The organism is Caballeronia sp. ATUFL_F2_KS9A (genome assembly GCF_023630765.1).
GTDB classification, from domain to species: domain Bacteria; phylum Pseudomonadota; class Gammaproteobacteria; order Burkholderiales; family Burkholderiaceae; genus Caballeronia; species Caballeronia zhejiangensis.
Window position 1 is genome coordinate 78,492 of sequence record NZ_JALQEK010000011.1, and the last position, 19,131, is coordinate 97,622.

The 19,131-nt window shown below is 62.9% G+C and carries 16 protein-coding genes; 9 read left to right on the top strand and 7 right to left on the bottom strand.

All coding sequences use genetic code 11. From position 1 onward, the window contains the following. Position 1 precedes the first annotated feature (1 nt). A complete protein-coding gene (locus tag NCS67_RS09730) occupies positions 2 to 472 on the top strand; it encodes a YajG family lipoprotein (protein ID WP_250435019.1) in 471 nt (156 codons plus the stop codon). A 129-nt stretch (positions 473 to 601) separates the two neighbouring features. Then, a complete protein-coding gene (locus NCS67_RS09735) occupies positions 602 to 1,249 on the top strand; it encodes a hypothetical protein (RefSeq protein ID WP_250435020.1) in 648 nt (215 codons plus the stop codon). 391 nt (positions 1,250 to 1,640) lie between these two features. Here the strand turns inward: NCS67_RS09735 and NCS67_RS09740 are convergent, their stop codons facing one another. Next, positions 1,641 to 3,041, bottom strand: coding sequence for a phosphomannomutase/phosphoglucomutase (locus tag NCS67_RS09740; protein WP_008342501.1), 1,401 nt, complete (start codon positions 3,039 to 3,041; stop codon positions 1,641 to 1,643). Between the two features lie 452 nt (positions 3,042 to 3,493). On the opposite strand from NCS67_RS09740, the gene NCS67_RS09745 reads away from it, so the two are divergent. The 5 genes from NCS67_RS09745 to NCS67_RS09765 are packed head-to-tail and all read left to right on the top strand — an operon-like array spanning position 3,494 to position 8,946. Beyond that, positions 3,494 to 4,756: an oligosaccharide flippase family protein gene (locus tag NCS67_RS09745; protein WP_034472769.1), complete on the top strand. Its 1,263-nt coding sequence runs from the start codon at positions 3,494 to 3,496 to the stop codon at positions 4,754 to 4,756. Beyond that, complete coding sequence (locus NCS67_RS09750) at positions 4,753 to 5,559, top strand: glycosyltransferase (RefSeq protein WP_175980397.1); 807 nt, start codon at positions 4,753 to 4,755, stop codon at positions 5,557 to 5,559. The genes NCS67_RS09745 and NCS67_RS09750 overlap by 4 nt, the downstream gene beginning before the upstream one ends. Before the next feature lie 19 nt (positions 5,560 to 5,578). Then, on the top strand, positions 5,579 to 6,718 hold the full coding sequence (locus tag NCS67_RS09755; RefSeq protein ID WP_034472774.1) for a glycosyltransferase family 4 protein: 1,140 nt from the start codon (positions 5,579 to 5,581) through the stop codon (positions 6,716 to 6,718). Positions 6,719 to 6,743: 25 nt separating this feature from the next. Continuing rightward, positions 6,744 to 7,778, top strand: a complete 1,035-nt coding sequence (gene galE / locus NCS67_RS09760) for a UDP-glucose 4-epimerase GalE (protein ID WP_034472825.1) — start codon at positions 6,744 to 6,746, stop codon at positions 7,776 to 7,778. Positions 7,779 to 7,836: 58 nt separating this feature from the next. After that, positions 7,837 to 8,946, top strand: a complete 1,110-nt coding sequence (locus tag NCS67_RS09765; RefSeq protein WP_033537192.1) for an MraY family glycosyltransferase — start codon at positions 7,837 to 7,839, stop codon at positions 8,944 to 8,946. Between the two features lie 44 nt (positions 8,947 to 8,990). Here NCS67_RS09765 and NCS67_RS09770 read toward each other — a convergent pair whose 3' ends face one another. Then, positions 8,991 to 9,686 (bottom strand): dienelactone hydrolase family protein, encoded by a 696-nt coding sequence (locus NCS67_RS09770; protein ID WP_008342514.1) that lies wholly within the window; start codon positions 9,684 to 9,686, stop codon positions 8,991 to 8,993. A gap of 536 nt (positions 9,687 to 10,222) precedes the next feature. Here NCS67_RS09770 and NCS67_RS09775 point away from each other — a divergent pair. Further along, positions 10,223 to 11,644, top strand: a complete 1,422-nt coding sequence (locus tag NCS67_RS09775) for a hypothetical protein (RefSeq protein ID WP_250435021.1) — start codon at positions 10,223 to 10,225, stop codon at positions 11,642 to 11,644. An 11-nt stretch (positions 11,645 to 11,655) separates the two neighbouring features. Here NCS67_RS09775 and NCS67_RS09780 read toward each other — a convergent pair whose 3' ends face one another. Next, on the bottom strand, positions 11,656 to 12,114 hold the full coding sequence (locus tag NCS67_RS09780; protein WP_250435022.1) for a hypothetical protein: 459 nt from the start codon (positions 12,112 to 12,114) through the stop codon (positions 11,656 to 11,658). A 97-nt stretch (positions 12,115 to 12,211) separates the two neighbouring features. Here NCS67_RS09780 and NCS67_RS09785 point away from each other — a divergent pair, with 97 nt between their 5' ends. Further along, positions 12,212 to 12,502 (top strand): hypothetical protein, encoded by a 291-nt coding sequence (locus NCS67_RS09785; protein WP_008342521.1) that lies wholly within the window; start codon positions 12,212 to 12,214, stop codon positions 12,500 to 12,502. Positions 12,503 to 12,513: 11 nt separating this feature from the next. Here the strand turns inward: NCS67_RS09785 and NCS67_RS09790 are convergent, their stop codons facing one another. From NCS67_RS09790 to NCS67_RS09805, 4 genes are all read right to left on the bottom strand, one after another. Further along, complete coding sequence (locus tag NCS67_RS09790) at positions 12,514 to 14,745, bottom strand: polysaccharide biosynthesis tyrosine autokinase (protein WP_250435023.1); 2,232 nt, start codon at positions 14,743 to 14,745, stop codon at positions 12,514 to 12,516. 86 nt (positions 14,746 to 14,831) lie between these two features. Then, positions 14,832 to 15,986 (bottom strand): polysaccharide biosynthesis/export family protein, encoded by a 1,155-nt coding sequence (locus tag NCS67_RS09795; RefSeq protein ID WP_008342525.1) that lies wholly within the window; start codon positions 15,984 to 15,986, stop codon positions 14,832 to 14,834. 50 nt (positions 15,987 to 16,036) lie between these two features. Continuing rightward, positions 16,037 to 17,416, bottom strand: a complete 1,380-nt coding sequence (locus NCS67_RS09800; protein ID WP_008342527.1) for an undecaprenyl-phosphate glucose phosphotransferase — start codon at positions 17,414 to 17,416, stop codon at positions 16,037 to 16,039. Between the two features lie 112 nt (positions 17,417 to 17,528). Next, entirely contained in the window at positions 17,529 to 19,058 is a 1,530-nt protein-coding gene (locus NCS67_RS09805; RefSeq protein WP_239295211.1) for a mannose-1-phosphate guanylyltransferase/mannose-6-phosphate isomerase, read from the bottom strand. Positions 19,059 to 19,131 lie beyond the last annotated feature (73 nt).

A 19,131-nucleotide genomic window follows, 5' to 3' on the forward strand; every position in this document is an offset into this window, starting at 1 on the left:
TATGAAGATCCACAAACCATTAATGATTGTCGTCTGCGCCTTCCTATTTGCACTAGCAAGGGCCTCGGCTCAGACCGTGACGTTTAAAGTGACCGAAACAGCGTCAGCATCCGTTCGATTGAAGGATCGGTCGGTACATGTGGATGTCCGCGATACCATCTTTGGTTTAACGTCCCAAGACATAGAACTCGATACAGAGAGCGCTCCTCATATTGGCGTGGATGATTACGGCTTCGATGGAACCAGGGGCTTTTCTGTGTGGTATTTGGACGAAGGAATGGCAACGAGCACGATATCGCGTGTTTTTCTCTACTCGCCAATCAGACGTGGTTTCGTGGAAATACGTCCGAAATGCGCGGATGAGTTCGTCAATTTGCGGGTCGATCGCCTTAAGCATGTACTCGTGAGCACGTACTATGACGGGAACGAACCGAAGCTTTGCAGGACGGAAACTAGACGGTTGAACCGATGAAGAAATTGCGCTGTCGGCTTCAGGTAAGAAGTTTAGATTTCAACCCATTGTCGACCGATGCCACGACACGTACCCGAGGTCATGTGAGCGGGCTAAGAAGCTTCGCTCCCAAAAGGCAAAGGACATTTTATGCGACGCAAATTCATAATCGCCATTGGCGCTATTTCTTGCTGTCTATCGGCTAGCGTCTTTGCGTCATGTCAACGCGCGAATCTATCACTATCTAAAGTCAGTAACGGCCGCGTACTCGTTGAAGCCTGCCCCGACGACGAAGGCGGCGGGACGATCACGCTGACGGTATTAGTCGGAGCTGAAAAGCGCGCCTGGGCAAGAACAGTCTATGCGGACTCAGCCTATCAGCTTTCGCTGGATTCATTGATCGATTTCGACAATGGCATCAGTCAAGGCCTTGGTGTCACCACTGGCGAAGGGCGCGATGCAAACGGAATGCACTATTGGAAGATCTCGAAGGACGGACGATCTATAACTGATCTCGGAAGTGCTCCCTTGTTGGCCAAGGACAGATTCATGCAGGGTTATTTTTCCGGCTTGACGTCGAGCAGCGGTGAATTTCAAGCCATAAGATACTTTTATAGAGTGAAGGGCGAAAGGCTGGATCTGCACCGCGCAATTGGCTTCAATTGGAATGATGACTCAACGGGGATAGCAGTTTCGATGGAAATACAGTCCGAGGAGGCCATGAATGCTATCCGGGAGCGAGCACTGTCCAATACCGAGATCGAACAATGCCAGAGAGGATCGATTAATTGCTGGTAGCTCTCGAATTAGAAAGGATAGTCCAGCCTTTGCAGGACCCTCCGCCGACGCCCGCGGCATATCCTGGCACATATTGTTGGTCATGTGCCGTAGATCCCTTGGTGCCTTGTCACTTTTCTCTGGTTCCGCCTATTCATGCACTGTGCCAAGCCTGCCTGATGCACTGGGCAGTGCTATCTGATAGCGGCAGAAGCGAAGAAGGCGAGAGCCGAAACTGCGTTTCTTGAGGAAAGTAAACCTGTCATCACGGGCTTGGTGCGGGCATGCATCACTAGTGTTGACGGTCGCCTGTTCCGAATAACAGTTGCCTCACCCGGCGACGTCGCCCAGCGTCCGCAAACAAATCAGCGGCCTCCATGCTCCGGAAAGCCGCCGATATCTCATCAACTTTTTAAAACGGCAACTGCGCGTCCGGCTTCTCCGCCAGAATCACCCGACGAAAATCTTCCTGAATGCGCTTAAGCGCCGCGTCGTTGTCCGCTTCGAAGCGCATCACGACGACCGGCGTCGTATTCGACGAACGCGCCAGCCCGAACCCATCCGGGTACTCGACACGCAGACCGTCGATCGTCAGCACGTCGTCCGCGCCAGTGAACTTCGCCGATTTCTGCAGACGCGCGATCAGCTCGAAATTCTCGCCCTCCTGCAACTTCAATTGCAGTTCAGGCGTGGAAAGCGAATTCGGCAGATCGTTGAGCAGCTTGCTCGGATCGGCCACGCGCGACAGGATTTCGAGCATACGCGCGCCGGTGTACAAACCGTCGTCGAAGCCGTACCAGCGATCCTTGAAGAACACGTGGCCGCTCATTTCGCCCGCGAGCGGCGCGCCCGTTTCACGCAGCTTCGCCTTCACAAGCGAATGGCCGGTCTTCCACATGACCGGCTCGCCGCCCTGCTCGCGCACCCACTTCGCGAGATTGCGCGTGCACTTCACGTCGTAAATGATCTGGCCGCCCTTGTTGCGCGACAGCACTTCCTGCGCGAACAGCATCAACTGGCGATCCGGATAGATGACCTGCCCGTCCTTCGTGACGACGCCGAGACGGTCGCCATCGCCATCGAACGCAAAGCCGACTTCCGCGTCCGTTTCCTTGAGCGCCTTGATGACGTCCTGCAGATTCTCCGGATGCGCCGGATCCGGATGATGATTCGGGAAGTTGCCGTCGATCTCCGTGAAGAGTTCGACCAGCTCGCAGCCGAGCGCCTTGAAAAGACGCGGCGCGAGACCGCCCGCGACGCCGTTGCCCGTATCGACGACGATCTTCATCGCGCGCACCGGCTTCACGTCCGACACGATGCGGTCGAGATACATCTGCGACACGTCGAATTCGGTGTACGTGCCTTCGCCCGTCGTGAAGTCGTTATCGACGATGCGCTTGTACAAGCCTTGGATCTGATCGCCGTAGATGGCCGCGCCGCGCAGCACCATCTTGAAGCCGTTGTAGTCGGGCGGATTGTGGCTGCCCGTCACGACGATGCACGAATCGACGCGACGCTCGCCCGAAGGCAACGGCAGCGGCACGCTCGCCGCGAAGTAGCCGACCGGAGTCGGCACCATGCCGATATCGACGACATCGACGCCCGCCGCGCGCAGGCCATCCGAGAGTGCGCCGACGAGTTCGGGACCGGAGAGACGACCGTCGCGCGCGACCACGACCGAATCGCCGCCCTGCTTTTTGATCTCGCTGCCGAACGACTGGCCTATGCTCTTAGCGACGTCCTTGTCGACCGTCTTGCCGACGATCCCGCGAATGTCGTAGGCCTTGAAAATGGATTGGGAAACTTGGCTCATGAGATGGCTACCTCCTCTCTATTAATTGATGGTTTCTCGGCGATGCAGCCATGAGGGCATGCAGGTCGTGACGGTTGGCGCGCCGCTGCAATGCACAGCGCGCGCGAACGACTGCCAGATGACGTATCGAATTCTGCCTATGCGTCTGGTAAACCAATACGAAAGAAACAATTCGAAGCAAATGGATGCAAAACCGGCGCAGCGGGCGGCCCACGGATCGCACTTATAATCGCTGTCTTTCGGCGCTCTGGTGGTTGCGCTCGCTCTGACGAAGCCGGTTGGAGCCTGCGCGTTCATTCTAATCCAATGCTCAAACGCTCTTTCGCCTCGATGCCTTCGAATGAGGCGCGTCTGCGTGCAAACACACAAAACTTGACCGATCGCACGTTTGCGCGAGGCGGTCAGGCTTGGGTAGCACGCGCCGTGCCCGATTACGCCGAGCGCTTCACCGCATGAAGGCGCTCACGCGCTCCGGCAATCCGGACGTCGCCCGCGCGCTCGCCAACATCGTCTGGCTCGGGCTGGAGCGGCTCACGCAGATCGCGGTCGCCATCGTCATCTCCGGTTTGCTCGCGCGCTACCTCGGCCCGGACGACTTCGGCAAATGGCAATACGCGAACACGCTGCTGCTCGTCATCGCGCCGATCACGTGGGTGTGCGGCGCGGAGATTCTCGTGCCGACGATCGTCAACCGCAAGCCCGCCGATACCGGCGCCGTACTCGGCAGCGCGTTCGTGCTGCGCATGGGCGTGTCGGTCGTCGCACTCTGCGTAACGTGGATCTGGATCGCCGCCGGCGGCACCGACCCGATGGTCGGGCTGATGCTCGCCGGACTCGCCGTCACGATGCTCTTTCGCGAGCCGTTCATCGGCGTCGTCAATTCGTGGCTGCAAAGCCTCACCTACAGCAAGCCGCAGCTCATCGCGAGCATGGCGGCGGCCATCGTCAAGGCGGCGCTCGTCTTCGCGCTCGTGCGCATCGCGGCCGCGCCGTCGAGCTTCGGCTGGCTCTGGGCGCTCGAAGCCGCGGCGATCAGCGCCGCGCTCGTCGCGTACTACGTGCGCCGTCACGGCGGCACGCTCGGCTGGCGTTTCGACCGCGCACTGTTCAGACATTTCGCGAGCGCGGGCACGGTGTTCTGGCTCGGCCTCATCTGCATGTATTTGTTCCTGAAGCTCGACCGGCTGATGCTCGCGCATCGCGTGTCGTTCGCGGAACTCGGGCTTTACTCCGCCGCGCAGCAATTGAACGAGAACTGGATCGCGCTCGCGCTGATGCTCTCGCAGACCATCGCGCCGGCGTTCGTGTATCGCGTGCAGGAAACCGCGCGCCTGAAGCGCAATCTCGTGCGCCTCTTCGCGATGACCGCCGCGCTGATGATCGCAGGCGCGGCCGTCCTCGATGCGCTCGCGGGCTTCATCATCGCGCGCGTGTTCGGACCGAATTACGCGGGCGCGGCGGACATCTTCCGCTGGGCCGTGTGGCTTTCGGTGCCCGCGGGCATCGAAGCGATCGGCAATCTCGTCGTGCTGAAATATCAGGCGAAGTATGTGCTGCTATCGAAATGGCTTTTCGCGCTCGCGGTCGCGTTCGCGGTGAACTGGTTCGCGATACCGCGCATGGAAGGCTACGGCGCGCTGATCGGACTCGCGGCGGGTTATGTCGCGGCGGCGTCGGTGAATTTCTACTACATCCGTTTTCGGCTGCGCGCATGAACGAACTCCACGATGTCGCCGTGCTGATGCCCGCGTTCAACGGCCAGGCCGATGTCGAACGCACGCTCGCGTCGTTTCGCGAAACGTCGATGGTGAACGTGCTCATCGTCGACGATGGCAGCACGCCGCCTATCGTCGCGCCCGTCATCGACGGCATGAACATCGACATTCTGCGCATGCCGAAAAACGGCGGCATCGAGCGCGCGCTCGAAGCGGGCATCGCGGCGCTGCACGCGCGAGGCGTCCGTTACGCGGCGCGCATCGACGCAGGCGATCTCGCGACGCCCGCTCGCCTCGCGAAGCAGCGCGCGTATATGGAGGCGCATCCGCGCGTCGCGGTGCTCGGCATGTGGACGCACGTCGTATCGACCGATGGCGCGCCGCTCTTCGATCTCACGCCGCCCGCCGATCCCGCCGCGATCCGCCGCATGATGCTCGCGCGCACATGCTTCACGCATCCGTCGCTGATGCTGCGCATCGACGCCGTGATCGAAGCGGGCAACTATCGCGCGCAGTATCGCGCCGCCGAGGATCTCGATCTGATCCTGCGTCTGCTACAACGGCACGACGGCGCGAATCTGCCCGAGTTCGGTCTCTTCTACGAACTGAACGAAAGCGGCATCAGCGCGACCAAACGGCGTGCGCAAATCATGTCGACGCTGCGTCTGCAACTGCGCCATTTGCGCGTGACCAATCCGCTCGACTGGGCGGGCGTCGCGAAGAGCATCGCGCATCTCGTTTTGCCGTATCGCGCGTTGCGTGGATTGAAGGCGCGCTTGCTGAAGCGCGCATCCGCCGCGTGAACCTATTCCTGACTTCCGGATGACCAAAGAAAAGTCGAAGCTTCGTATCGCCCTCGTGTGCAACACGGCGTGGGCGATCTATACCTACCGGCAAGGCGTGCTGCGCATGCTGACCGCGCGCGGCGCGCAAGTCACGATCATCGCGCCGCGCGACCGCACCTTCGAGCCGCTCACCGAAATGGGCTGCCGCTGCGTCGAGTTGCCGGTCGCATCGAAAAGCACCGATCCGCGCGATGACCTCAGGACGCTCGCCGCGCTCTTTCGCGAATATCGTGCGACGCGTCCGCATATCGTGTTTCACTATACGATCAAGCCGAACATCTACGGCTCGCTTGCCGCGATGCTCGCGCGCGTGCCGTCGATCGCGGTGACGACGGGTCTCGGCTACGTCTTCATCCAGAAGAGCCGCACGGCGCAGGTCGCGAAGCGGCTGTACCGTTTCGCGTTCCGCTTTCCGCGCGAAGTGTGGTTCCTCAATCGCGACGATCACGAAGCCTTCCTGCACGAGAATCTGCTCGCGCATCCGGATCGCGCGCGGCGTCTGCATGGCGAAGGCGTCGATCTCGATGAATTCGCGTTCGAGCCGCTGCCCGCGCGCGAGGATTTCGTGTTCATCCTGATCGGCCGTCTGTTGTGGGATAAAGGCGTGGCGGAATATGTCGAAGCCGCACGCAGGATTCGCGCGAAGTTTCCGCACGCGCGTTTTCAGTTGCTCGGGCCGGTCGGCGTCGACAATCCGAGCGCGATCAGCCGCACCGACGTAGAAAAGTGGGAAGCGGAGCATATCGTCGAATATCTCGGCGAAGCGAACGACGTGCGGCCGCTCGTCGCCGCGGCGGATTGCGTCGTGCTGCCTTCGTATCGCGAAGGCGTGCCGCGCACGCTGATGGAAGCATCGGCGATGGGCCGCCCGATCGTCGCCACCGACGTTCCCGGCTGCCGCGAAGTGGTCGAGGACGGCGTGAACGGCCTGCTCTGCGAGGTCAAAAGCGCCGACAGCCTGACCGAAGCGCTCGAGCGCATGCTGACGCTCTCTGCCGACGAGCGCGCCGCCATGGCGCGGCGCGGCCGCGAAAAGGTCGCGAGCGAATTCGACGAAAAAAATGTCGTCGAACGCTACAAGGGCACAATACATGCCATTACCGGCATTTCACTTTGATTTCATGCAATCGGGAGAGCACAAGATGAATGGCAATCAGCCGACGAAGGGCACGATTCTCGTCACCGGCGGCGCGGGCTTCATCGGTTCGCATACGTGCGTCGAACTACTCGACGCGGACTATGGCGTCGTGGTCATCGACAATCTCGTCAACAGTCGCGCGGAGTCGTTGAAGCGCGTCGAGCGCATCACGGGCAAGAGCGTCACGTTTTATGAAGCCGATGCCCGCGACGAAGCCGCGCTCAACCGCATCTTCGACGCGCACGCGATCACCGGCGCGATCCACTTCGCGGCGTTGAAGGCCGTGGGCGAATCGGTCGCGAAGCCCATCGAGTACTACGAGAACAACATCGGCAGCCTGCTCGCGGTGCTCAAGGTCATGAAAGCGCGCGGCGTGCGCAACTTCGTGTTCAGCTCGTCCGCGACGGTATATGGCGTGCCGAAGAGCGTGCCGATCGACGAATCGTTTCCGCTTTCCGCGACGAACCCCTACGGCCAGAGCAAGCTCATCGCCGAGCAGATCCTGCGCGATCTCGAAGTGTCCGATCCGTCGTGGCGCATCGCGACGCTGCGCTATTTCAATCCGGTCGGCGCGCACGAGAGCGGTTTGATCGGCGAAGATCCGGCGGGCATTCCGAACAACCTGATGCCGTATGTGGCGCAAGTGGCCGTCGGCAAGCTCGCGCAACTGCGCGTGTTCGGCAGCGATTACGATACGCACGACGGCACCGGCGTGCGCGATTACATTCACGTCGTGGATCTGGCGCGCGGGCATATCGCGGCCATCGATGCGCTCAAGAAGCTCGACCGCAGCTTCGTCGTGAATCTCGGCACCGGGCAAGGCTATAGCGTGCTCGATGTCGTGAAGGCGTTCGAGGCCGCGTCGGGCAAGCCGGTTCCGTATGAGCTCGTGCCGCGCCGTCCGGGCGATATCGCCGCCTGCTACGCCGATCCGGCCGCCGCGGCGGAACTGATCGGCTGGCGCGCGGAGCATGGCATCGAACGCATGTGCGCGGATCACTGGCGCTGGCAGTCGCAGAATCCGCAAGGGTTCGCTTAAAAGCGTCGAGGCGCTGCGCTTTGCGCGCGGCGCCGCTTTTTTCCATCGGTTCTATTTCATGCTCAGTTTCGCGCTTGCTTTTCTGGTCTCGCTCTTCGTGACCTTGTTGATCGTGCGCTTCGCACACCTGCAGGAAGGCGTGCTCGGCGACACCGATCTCGCCGGCGTGCAGAAGTTTCACGCGCGGCCCGTTCCGCGCATCGGCGGCGTGGGCATCATCTGCGGGCTCACGGCATCGGCCGTGCAGTTGCGATGGGGCTATCCGGCCGTATCGGGCGGCATTCTCGGCATCGTCGCGTGCGGCTTGCCGGCGTTTCTCTCCGGGCTGATCGAAGACCTGACCAAGCGCGTCTCGCCGCTCGCGCGCCTCGTCTGCACGATGGCCGCCGCGGGCCTCGCCTATGCGTTCCTGAACATCGCGGTCACGCGCATCAGCGTGCCGCCGCTCGATTTCCTGTTGTCCTACGCGGTCATTTCATGCGCGGTGACGGTGCTCGCCGTCGCGGCGCTCGCCAACGCGGTGAACATCATCGACGGCTTCAACGGCCTCGCATCGATGGTCAGCTTCATGATGTTCGCCTCGCTCGCCTATGTGGCGTTCCAGGTGCACGATCCGATCGTGCTTTCCGGTTCGCTCATCATGATGGGCGCGGTGATGGGCTTCTTCATCTGGAACTTCCCCGCCGGGCTGATCTTTCTCGGCGACGGCGGCGCGTACTTCGTCGGCTTCATGCTGGGCGAACTCTCGATCATGCTCGTGATGCGCAACCGCGATGTCTCCGCGTGGTATCCGGTACTGCTCTTCATGTATCCGATCTTCGAGACGTGCTTCTCGATCTATCGCAAGAAGTTCATTCGCGGCATTTCGCCGGGCATTCCGGACGGCGTGCATCTGCATATGCTCGTCTACAAGCGTCTGATGCGCTGGGCCGTCGGCGTGAAGAACGCGCATGAGCTGACGCGGCGCAATTCGCTGACGTCGCCGTATCTGTGGCTGCTGTGTCTCGTCGCCGTGATTCCCGCGACGCTCTTCTGGCGGCATACGGTGCATCTGTTCTGCTTCGTCGTCGTGTTCGCGGCAACTTACGTGTGGCTCTACATGAGCATCGTGCGCTTCAAATCACCGCGCTGGCTCGTGTTTCGCCGGCCGCACACGGTGAAGAAATGAAGCGACGCCGCCTGAGTTCCAGGCGGCGTTTTTCATTCGAAGCCTTATTTCAGGTGCTTTGCGAAGAAATCCGCGGTGCGGCCGTTGGCGAGTTGCGCGGCCGCCGCGTCGTAATGCGCGCCCTGATTGCGCGCGAACGCGTGATGACAGCCGGGATACGTGTACACCTCGACATTCGGCTGCCCCTTCACCGCCGCCAGCACGCGATTGCGCGCATCGGCGGGAATGAACTCGTCCTCTTCCGCGAGATGCAGCATGAGCGGCACCTTGATCTTCGGCAGTTCGGCGAGGTATTGATCCGTGCCGCCGCCGTAGTACGAAACCGATGCGTCGACATCCGTGCGCGCCGCCGTCAGGAACGAGAGCAAGCCGCCGAGACAAAAGCCGACCGAGCCGATCTTGCCCTGCACTTGTGAGAGTCCGCGCGCGAAACCGATCGTCGCCGCGATGTCCTCGACGCCCGTGTTCACGTCGAATGCGTTGTAGTACTTGAGCGCCTGCTGCCATTCGGCTTCGGTGCGATCGGTGAGCTCGACGTTCGGCTCCAGCCGCCAGAAGAGATCGGGGCATAGCGCGACGTATCCCTGGCGCGCGTATTCGTCACAGGTTTCGCGCATGTCGGCGTTGATGCCGAAAATTTCCTGAATCACGATCACGGCCGGCGCGGTCGTTTGCGCGGGATATGCGACGTAAGCGTCGAAATTGCCATCGGGGATGGAGATGCTGAGCGTCTCGGACATGGGAAGTCTCCTGGATGATGAAGCGAGCCCATCATATCCAAACTTTCCCGCGCCGCGCTCGAAGCGGACCACTCATCTCGGCGATGATCGCGAGTCCCCGGATGAATCGAGCGTATCGATCGATCGGGGCCTTGCATGCGTGTCGCGCCGAACCGCCCATGCCATTTCCCTTCTGCGAGGGTCGATTGTTATCGAGTGGCTCGCGCGGCCGGAACCGCGCGTCCTCGTGGGCCTGCTTCCCCGGCATCGCGGGGCACCTCGTTCCGGCGTGTAGCACGCACATCGCGCATATTGAGTGGTCTCAAGCCGGATCGGACCGCTTCCGGCCATTGCATCTTCGGTCCATCGAACGGCGGCGATCCGCCAGAATGCCGTGCTTTGCGGACATCGATTCGAAGCGTCCGATGAAGCGTGGTCCGGCGCACACGCGCATCCGTCGTTTCGCGCCGAAGACTAGTCGCAAGACGCCGCCGCAACCGCGCACGACAAGAGCCGCTGCTATATTCGACGCAAAAAATAGGGGTGCCGGGGCCGTCATGCGCAACAAGTTCGCCGTCGTCTGGATCTGGCTTTGCCTGCTTCCGCTCGCGTTCGACTTACGAAGCGTCGAGACGGCCAGCAAGGCCATCGATGTTCTGCTCACCGTGACATCGATGGGCGCCGCCTGCGCGATGCTGCTCATCGCGCCGCGCTTCGCGCGCCGCTCGCGCATGCGCGGGTTCGTCAGCGCGCTCTTTCTGCTCACGATCTTCGGCAGCGTCGCAACCCAATGGCTGCAAGGCAACGACGCCGGCAACTACGCGCGCGTCGTGCTGCCGTTCCTCTTGATGCTGCTCGGCTATTTCGTAGGCTGCCGTCCGTGGGATGCGCAGCGTCTTGCGCAGATCGAACGCGCGATGGTCTGGTCGATGATCGCATCGCTCGTGTTCGGCGGCGGTTTCGGCATGGCGATGCCTGGCGGCATCGACACCTTGAGCATTCGCGTCGTCCCGGTCACGTTCCTTTGCCTGCAAGGGCTGTTGCTGCACGAAATCGTCTTCGCGCAGCGCATCGGGAAGCTGGCCGGGCTGTTTTTTCTCGCGACGATCGTCATCGAGATTCTGTTCGGCACGCCGGGCCTCCTGGTCGGCACCGTGCTGCTGATCGCTTATGCGACGTGGCTCGCCGCGCCTTCGCTGCGCGCGTTCTTCGCCGTCGGTCTGCGCGCGGCCACGATCCTGACGCTGCTGATCGCGATGGCCACCGCGACGGCCACGTTCTTTCCGACGATCGGAGCCCCGTGGATGAAGCGTCTCTCGCTCGTGCAGGATGCGCCGCCCGCACGCGATCCGGTGATGATCGCGCGTCTCGCGGAAATGAAGGATCAGATCGATCAGACTACGTCGTCGGCGATGTCGACTATCGTCGGCATGGGCTACGGACACGACTATCGCTACGCGCCGTCGTATCTGCCGGATCTTGCCGGCGACATCAGCGAGCAGGACTTCTACGCCTTCAAAAAATGGGCGGCCGGCCGCGACTTCTGGGTCTATCAGTTCTTCGCGGGCGGCGTGCTGTTCGGGCTCGCGCTGCCGATCGCCATTCTGTGGGCGCTCTGGCGCGGTTCGCGGGCGTATCGCGCATGGCGGCACAGCACGCCCGATGCGCCCTGGCTGCCGGTGCTCGGCCGTGCGCTCTTCGTGCTCGCTGCGCTGCCCGCGACGTCGATCGGCGGTAATCCGCTCGGCGAGCGTTTTCCGGGGCTGATGTTCGGTGTCGCGCTGGGTCTCGTCGTCGCGTCGTATGCGCGCATCGCGCATGGCATCCACGCGCGCGCCGCCGAAGCGGCCGGTCGCACGCCGCAGCAAAGCGCGCCTTTTTACGGCGCGCCGCCCGACATGCATCCGCAAGACGGGCCGCTCACGGAGATACGTCCGGCGAATCCGCCGCGCGCGTCAGGTTCGCTGCCCGCGCAATAAGGTCCGTCCGCTCACTGCGCGCGCAGATGTGCCCGCAGATAAGGCGCGAAGCCGTTTTGAACGGAGATGATCTTCGTCGCGCAGTCGTCGAAATCCGAGCCTCGCGCGCGCTCGTCCTCGAACATGCCCTTGCATTGCGCGAAGAGCGAGATCGTCGCGCCGTCGCCGTTCGGGACGCGCGTCGCCGAGAACACCGGCTTGCCGGTGTCCGAAGGCACGCCGGTTTCGATCGCGGCATTGTCGGCGCGTGTCAGGCGTTCCTTCGAATTCTGCTCGACGTAAGTCTTCGTGAGCTTCCAGGCCGCATCGCACTGCGCCGCGTCGCGGCATGCGACGGTCGCGTTGCGTTGCGCCGTATCGAGCGATTGCTGCGAGAGCAGGAACGTGCGTTCCTTCGTCTGCTCCTTCTCGACGGACGAGCACGCGGTGAGGACGGTGGAAGCGACTGCGAGAGCGATGAGCTTTTTCACGGACGGAAAGCCAAAGAATCAGGTCGGACGGCGATTATAACGACGCCCGCTTTCGGCAACCATTTGCGTGCGGTATCGCGCGATCAGGAGGAGACACATGAAACACGCGCTTTTGTGGCTGGCCATCGCGGCCTTCGCGCCATCGTTCGCGTATGCGGGCGATTCGGCCGATACTCCGTCGATGGACGCGCTGCTCGCGCAACAGAACGGCTATGTGGGCAATCCGGCGGGCGGCGCGCGGCTGCGTCCGGGCACGCGCAAGGCCGACGCAAAAGCGATGATGATGCCGCGAAGCGCGGCGGCGACGCTTTATCCGGCGCCTTCGGGTCTGAAGGCGCCGGCGTCGAATGCCGCGCGTGCGCGCGACATCTACAAGTCGCCGTATTGAACTGAGAAGACCTACTCCGCGATGCTCTCGTAGCTGTAATAGCCCGCGTAGGTGCTGCCCATCAGCACCTTCGATTGCGGCACATCGGTGAGGAGCACGCCCTTCATGTGCACGCCGCCGTGATAGAGGCGCTTCATCGTCTCGCCGATTTCCTGCACCTGATTCTTGCCGTGCCGCACGACGAGCAGGCTCGTGCCCGCGTGCCGGCCGATCACGGTCGCGTCGGTGACGGCGAGCACGGGCGGCGTATCGATGACGACGAGATCGTAGAGCTGCTTCAGTTCGCCGAGGATTTCGCCGAGCCGATCGCTCGCGAGCAGTTCCGCCGGATGCGATGGCAGCGAGCCCTTCGGAATTAGATCGACGCCGGGCAACACGTCGTGAACGATGACGTCCATCGCGTTGGCGCCCATCAGCACGTCGGATAGGCCCGGCGTGTGACGCACGCCGAAGTGCGAGTGGATGTCGCCGCGGCGCATGTCGCCGTCGATCAGCAACACCCGCTTTCTCGTCGATGCGACGAGCGTCGCGAGATTCGCCGACAGAAACGACTTGCCCGCTTCGGGCCGCGAGCCGGTCAGCATCACGACGTTGTTGCGCGCTTCGCCGAGCTGCAGTTGCAGCGACGTGCGCAAGCTGCGAATGCCTTCGACGGCCGCATCCTCCGGCGCCTGCGCCGCGAGCACGTGCATGCCTTCGCGGCGCATGCCGACCTGACGTTGCAGACGAAGCTGCTGCGTGCTGCGCGGCACGATGGCGAAGACGCGCGTGCCCAGTTGCCGTTCGATGTCCTCGGGACGCTCGACGCCGCCCCACAGCGACTTGCGCACGAACGCCGCGATGATGCCGAGCACGAGGCCGATGCCCGCCGAGATCAGGATCACGAGCGCGCGCTTCGGACGCACGGGATCGTCGGCGGGTTGCGCGAGATCGACGATCCGCACGTTGCCGACCTGCCCCGCCTTCGCGATGCGCAATTGCTGCGCGCTGTTCTGCAGGTTCGCGTAAAGCTCGCTGTTGGAGCGCACGTCGCGCGTATAGCGCAGCGCGGTCTGCTCGGTATCGGGCAGCGTCGACACGTTCTTGCCGAGGCGCGTCTGCGCGGCGGTGAGCGATGCAATCTGCGCATCGAGCGCCTGCACCGACGGATGATTCGCCGTGAAGCGCAGCGACAGTTCCGCGCGCTGTTGCTGAAGATCGGAGAGCTTCGTCTTGTTGTCGACGATCTGCTGCAGGAGCAAGCGGCTCTCTTCGGAGAGATCGACGGAACCTTGCTTGTTGCGAAACGCGCTCAGGCGCTGCTCGGCTTCATCGAGCTGCTTCTTCACGAGCGGCAGTTGCTGCTCCAGAAACGCGAGCGTGTGCTCCGCTTCGGCCGAACGCTTCTGCGTGTCCTGCTCCACATAACGATTCGCGATGTTGTTGACGATCGCCGCGATTTGCTTCGGATTACTACCTTCCAGAGATACGCCGATGATGCCCGATTGCAGTGCGGTCTCCGCCACGGTCAGGCGCTGCTGAAGACGGTCGATGGTCGTGATCGTCGAGAAGCGTTGCAGTTCGAACTGCACGCCGGGCTTGCTGTCGAGCTTGTCGACCTTGAGCGTCACCGGGCCTTGCGGCGTCGCACCCGACACTTCCTTGCCGACCTGCCCCGTCAGCACGATCAGTCCGTTCGGATCGCGCAGTTCGTAAGCGCCGCGCTCGAGCGCGACGAGTGTGAACTTCCTGTCGTAGAGCTCCTTCGGCGTGTCGAAGAGCGGCACGTCGATGGCTTCGCCGCCCCACGCGAAGCGCGACAGATAACCCTGCGGAATCGGCCGGTTCAACATCGCGAACACGTTGCCGACGAGCTTGCCCACGACCGGCAACACGCGCGGCGAGGCATCGATATCCAGATGCAGACGCCGCACCGTATCGTCGATGACGAGTCGCGAGCGCAGCAGTTCGATCTGCGCGGCAGTCGAAGTCTTCGTTTCGGTGAGTTGCGGAACGGCGGCTTGCAGCGCCTTGGCGCCGGCGTTCGCGTTGTTCGTGTTGGCCGGCTCGTCGACCTGGATCATCGCGTCGGCCTTGTAGGTCGGCGTCGCGAGATACGCGTAAGAGGTGCCGAGCGCAATCACGGCGAGCATGACGAGCGTCACGAGCTTCCAGTTGAGCATCGCCGCGGCCAGGTAATCGGACAGGCGCAGTTCGTCACCCGTCGATACGTCCACGTATCGCGTATCAAAGTTCATCGACATGATCTCGCTCGCTTATATTTTTTAAGTCGAACCATGATGCTCCGGCGCGCCCCGCGCGCGCCGGTCAGACACTTGATGCCAGATGCTTACTTCGTCAACACGGCCGCCGTCAAACCAGCGTTGATCGCCGGCAGCAGCAGGTTGAGCACGCGCGAGAAGCGCACGAGCCCGTTGTTGTCGACATAGACGACGTCATGCGGCTGCAGCTCGAAGTTGTTCGCGAGCAGCATCGACACCGGCGACAGCGCGTCGAGCTTGTAGACCTCCGGCTGGTCCGTCGCGCCGTTGCGGATCACGTACAGCTCGCGCGGGTTCGACGTTTCCGGGTTGAAGCTGCCCGCCTGCGAGATCGCGTCCGAGAGCGTGAGCTTGCCGTTGCGCATCGGGATGACGGTGGCCGGCTTGGTCACTTCGCCCATCACGTAGACGCCGTTTTCGTCGCGCGAATCGACACGCAGCGCATCGCCCGGCTTGAGCATGATGTCCGACGGGCTGCGGCCCTTCGACGTCATGCCGGCCATGTTGATGTGATACGTGACGCCATCGCGGATCAGCGTGACGCGGCTCTGATCCGCCGTCGTCGCGAAACCGCCCGCGCGGCCGATCGCCTCGGTGAGCGTCATCGGAATGTCGTTGATCTGCTGCGCGCCCGGCGTGCGGACATCGCCGTCGATATACACCTGCGACGCGCGGAACGACGCGACGCGCACCGTCACCTGCGGCTTCACGAATACCTTCGACAGCTCGGCATACAGCTCGCGCTGAACCTGCGTCTCGGTCTTGCCCGCGACGTGCAGCGGCTTGTTCACGTACGGGAATTGCAGATTGCCGTCGGCATCGACGACGAAGCCGGGCGCGGCATCCGACGTGCGCGTCTGGTTCGCCGGCTGGCCGAGCGCCGCGACGAGTTCCGGGTGATCCCAGACCGTGATCTGCAGCACGTCGCCGACGCCCAGCTTGTAAGGCGCGGGCTTGCCGTAGAGCGAGGCGTTCGGATCGCCCGTCACGGACGGCTGCGCGGCGCGCATCTTCTTCACGAGCGCGGCGTCGATCGTCGTGATCGGAATGTTGGTGGTCGTGGCCGGATCGCCCTGATCGTTCGACGTTTCGACGAGCTGGGCGGGCTTTTCCATGTGCATGCCCGGCGAGAGCCCGCAACCCGTCAGGATCACGGCGACGGAAGCTGCCGCAGCCAGGCTCGTGAGGCGGAAGATACGCGACACGTTGGTGTTGGCGGCCATGGAGGTGGTGCCCGGTTGTTGTTGGTTGTGCATGATGGTCGTCCCCTGCATCAGTAAGCGTTGGTGTGGCGTAGTCCCTTGAAGATCGTTGCGGCGATGATTCTCATATCGAGTCCGAACGACCAGTTACCCAGATAGTACAAATCGTGAGCGACGCGTCCTTCCATCTTTTCGATCCGATCCGTTTCCCCACGAAAACCGTTGACCTGGGCCCAGCCGGTGATGCCTGGCTTGATCCGGTAACGATGGATGTACCCCGATACGACCTTTTGATACAGGTCGTCATGTTCGAGCGCGTGTGGACGCGGGCCCACGACCGACATGTCGCCGCGCAGAACGTTGAAGAACTGCGGCAGCTCATCGAGGCTGGTGCGGCGCAGGAACGCTCCGACACGGGTCACGCGCGGATCGTTGCGCGTGGCCTGGCGAAGCACTCCGGCCTGTTCCGTGTGCAGGCGCATCGAACGGAACTTGTAGATGGTGAAGACGCGGCCATCCGCGCCTTTGCGGTTCTGCCGGAACAACACCGGCCCGCGCGAAGTGAGCTTGATTGCGAGCGCGATGCAGATGAGCGCCGGCGAGACCGCGATGATCGCGCCGAGCGCGAACAGGCGGTCGAAGATTTCCTTTTGCAGCTGCGCCGACGCCGACAACGGCGTCGCGACGAGATTGATCGCGGGCTGGCCGAGCAGATCGGTGACGCCGCTTTCGAACAGCGCGAGGCTGCGCACGTCGGGGATGAAGCGCACGTTGATGAGATCGTCGCGGAATTCGTTCACGAAGCGCAGGATCGTGGGCTCCTCCGACAGCGGCAACGCGAGCCACACTTCATGGACGTTCTGCGCGCGCACGAAGGCGACGAACGCGTCGAAATCGTCATACACGGGCAGGCGCGTGTTCAGACGCGACTTGCCCGCCGCCGCGTTGAACGCCGCGCACATGCGAAAACCGGTGTCCTGCGAACGCTCGATCTTGCGCAGCATCGAATCGCAATGTCTGCCGCAGCCGACGATCGCCACTTGCTGCAGGTTCAGGCCCGCGTTGCGCATGTGCGCGAGAATCGCGTGCGTGATGAGACGGCCGGCGATCATGAGGCCGCCGGACATCGCGGTCCAGTAGGCGAACCAGAGGCGTGACACGTAGTCGAGCCGATGCAGCGAGAACATCAGCGCGAGCGCGCAGCCCTGCACGACGAGCCAGCCGAGCGAGACCTGACACGCAAGCTGAAGCTTGCTGCGGCCGCGCCACGACTGGTAGACGCCGAAGCCAGGAAAGAGCGCAAGCGAGAACGCCGCCGCGAACGCGACGAACGCCACCGAATAGGTGTGTGCCTCGATGTACTCGAACCTGATTTGCGACGCCACTGCCGCACCGCCGACGATCATCAAGACGTCGAACAGGCGCGCGAGCAATCCCTGTAAATCGCGCATGTTTTTTTCCCCGGAACGCAATCAGCCCTTTACCGCCCTTCAGTCTCCTCCTCGCGTTAGCCCCGTCTTCTTCTTGTGAACGGTTGCAAGAAAGTCTTCTGCCTTCGAACGCTCAACTGCGCCCGTAGGTGTCGTCGAAACGCACGATGTCGTCTTCGCCGAGATAGCTCCCCGACTGCACTTCAATGATTTCGAGCGGCACCTTGCCCGGGTTCTCCAGACGATGCCGCACGCCGAGCGGAATGAACGTCGATTCGTTCTCGGAGAGCAGAAACTGCTCTTCGCCGCGCGTGACGAGCGCCGTGCCGCACACGACGATCCAGTGTTCCGCGCGATGGTGATGCATCTGCAGCGACAGCTTCGAGCCCGGCGACACCACGATGCGCTTGACCTGGAAGCGCTCCCCGTGCTCGATCGAATCGTAGAAACCCCACGGGCGGCGCACCTTGCGATGCGTATCCGCTTCGGGCGCGTGCTGCTCGCGGATGCGCGCAACCAGCCCCTTGATGTCCTGCACGCGCGAACGGTCCGCGACGAGCACGGCGTCGTCCGTCTCGACGACGATCACGTTGGTCGTGCCGACACACGCGACGAGCCGTCCGCCTTCGGAGCGCGCATAGCTCGATGTCGCGCCTTCGAACACGACTCGGCCGCTCGCGACGTTGCCCGATTCGTCCTTGTCCATCGCGTCCCACACGGCGTCCCACGAACCGAGATCCGACCAGCCCGCGACGAGCGGCACGACCACGCCGTCGCACGGCTTCGTCGGCGTGCCGATGTGCTCCATCACCGCATAGTCGATCGAGTCGGACGGCGCGCGCCCGAACTGCGCCGCCTGCGGGCGGAAGAACTTGCCGTCGGCCTCGCCCTCCTGCGCGGCGGCCGAGCACGCCGCGTGCATGTCGGCATTGAGCTTTTGCAGCGCCGCGAGCCACACGCTCGCGCGCACGACGAAGATGCCGCTGTTCCACCAGTACGTGCCCGCCGCGACGTATTGCGCCGCGAGTTCCGCCGCCGGCTTTTCGACGAAGCGGTCGATCTCGTGCGCGCCGTCATCGAGCGCCGCGCCCAGACGGATGTAGCCGAAGCCGGTGTCGGGGCGCGTCGGCGGAATGCCGAGCGTCGCGATCACGCCGCGCTCCGCATGTTCCGCAGCGATCGCGATCGCGCGATGCAGCGCCGGAATATCGGCGATGGAGTGATCCGCCGGCATCGCGACCATGATCGCGTCCTCGCCGTCCTTCACCGCGGCAAGTGCCGCGAGCGTGAGCGCGGGCGCGGTGTCGCGGCGCGCCGGCTCGACGATGATGCGTGCATCGACGCCGGCTTCGCGCGTCTGTTCTTCCGTCGTGAACCGATGCTCTTCGCCGCACACGATGATCGGCTCGCCATCGACCTTGAAGTTGCCGGCAAAGCCTTTGAGCCGCGACACCGTCGCCTGGAGCAGCGAGTCACGTCCGACGACGCCGATCAGCTGCTTCGGGAATTGTTCACGCGACATCGGCCACAGGCGCGTGCCCGAGCCGCCGGCGAGGATCACAGGGACGAGGCGGCGGCACGGCCCGGCCGCCTTGGCCGGGCCCGCCTCCACACCTGCTGCTCCCTGCTTCACCCCACCTTCCGTGCGTGCTTCATTCGTCATAAAGAACTCCTGCCTGCCTGTTCGTCCGAACGGCGAACCGTTCGGGAAATGATTAAGTGCCGGACCGATCGGG

Coding starts and splice junctions, on each gene's coding strand:
- NCS67_RS09800 (WP_008342527.1), bottom strand. CDS start 17,416: ATGCGCGATTTACAGGGATTGCTCGCGCGCCTGTTCGACGTCTTGATG.
- NCS67_RS09745 (WP_034472769.1), top strand. CDS start 3,494: ATGAAGGCGCTCACGCGCTCCGGCAATCCGGACGTCGCCCGCGCGCTC.
- NCS67_RS09770 (WP_008342514.1), bottom strand. CDS start 9,686: ATGTCCGAGACGCTCAGCATCTCCATCCCCGATGGCAATTTCGACGCT.
- NCS67_RS09775 (WP_250435021.1), top strand. CDS start 10,223: ATGCGCAACAAGTTCGCCGTCGTCTGGATCTGGCTTTGCCTGCTTCCG.
- NCS67_RS09790 (WP_250435023.1), bottom strand. CDS start 14,745: ATGTCGATGAACTTTGATACGCGATACGTGGACGTATCGACGGGTGAC.
- galE (WP_034472825.1), top strand. CDS start 6,744: ATGAATGGCAATCAGCCGACGAAGGGCACGATTCTCGTCACCGGCGGC.
- NCS67_RS09765 (WP_033537192.1), top strand. CDS start 7,837: ATGCTCAGTTTCGCGCTTGCTTTTCTGGTCTCGCTCTTCGTGACCTTG.
- NCS67_RS09755 (WP_034472774.1), top strand. CDS start 5,579: ATGACCAAAGAAAAGTCGAAGCTTCGTATCGCCCTCGTGTGCAACACG.
- NCS67_RS09740 (WP_008342501.1), bottom strand. CDS start 3,041: ATGAGCCAAGTTTCCCAATCCATTTTCAAGGCCTACGACATTCGCGGG.
- NCS67_RS09750 (WP_175980397.1), top strand. CDS start 4,753: ATGAACGAACTCCACGATGTCGCCGTGCTGATGCCCGCGTTCAACGGC.
- NCS67_RS09805 (WP_239295211.1), bottom strand. CDS start 19,058: ATGACGAATGAAGCACGCACGGAAGGTGGGGTGAAGCAGGGAGCAGCA.
- NCS67_RS09730 (WP_250435019.1), top strand. CDS start 2: ATGAAGATCCACAAACCATTAATGATTGTCGTCTGCGCCTTCCTATTT.
- NCS67_RS09795 (WP_008342525.1), bottom strand. CDS start 15,986: ATGGCCGCCAACACCAACGTGTCGCGTATCTTCCGCCTCACGAGCCTG.
- NCS67_RS09785 (WP_008342521.1), top strand. CDS start 12,212: ATGAAACACGCGCTTTTGTGGCTGGCCATCGCGGCCTTCGCGCCATCG.
- NCS67_RS09735 (WP_250435020.1), top strand. CDS start 602: ATGCGACGCAAATTCATAATCGCCATTGGCGCTATTTCTTGCTGTCTA.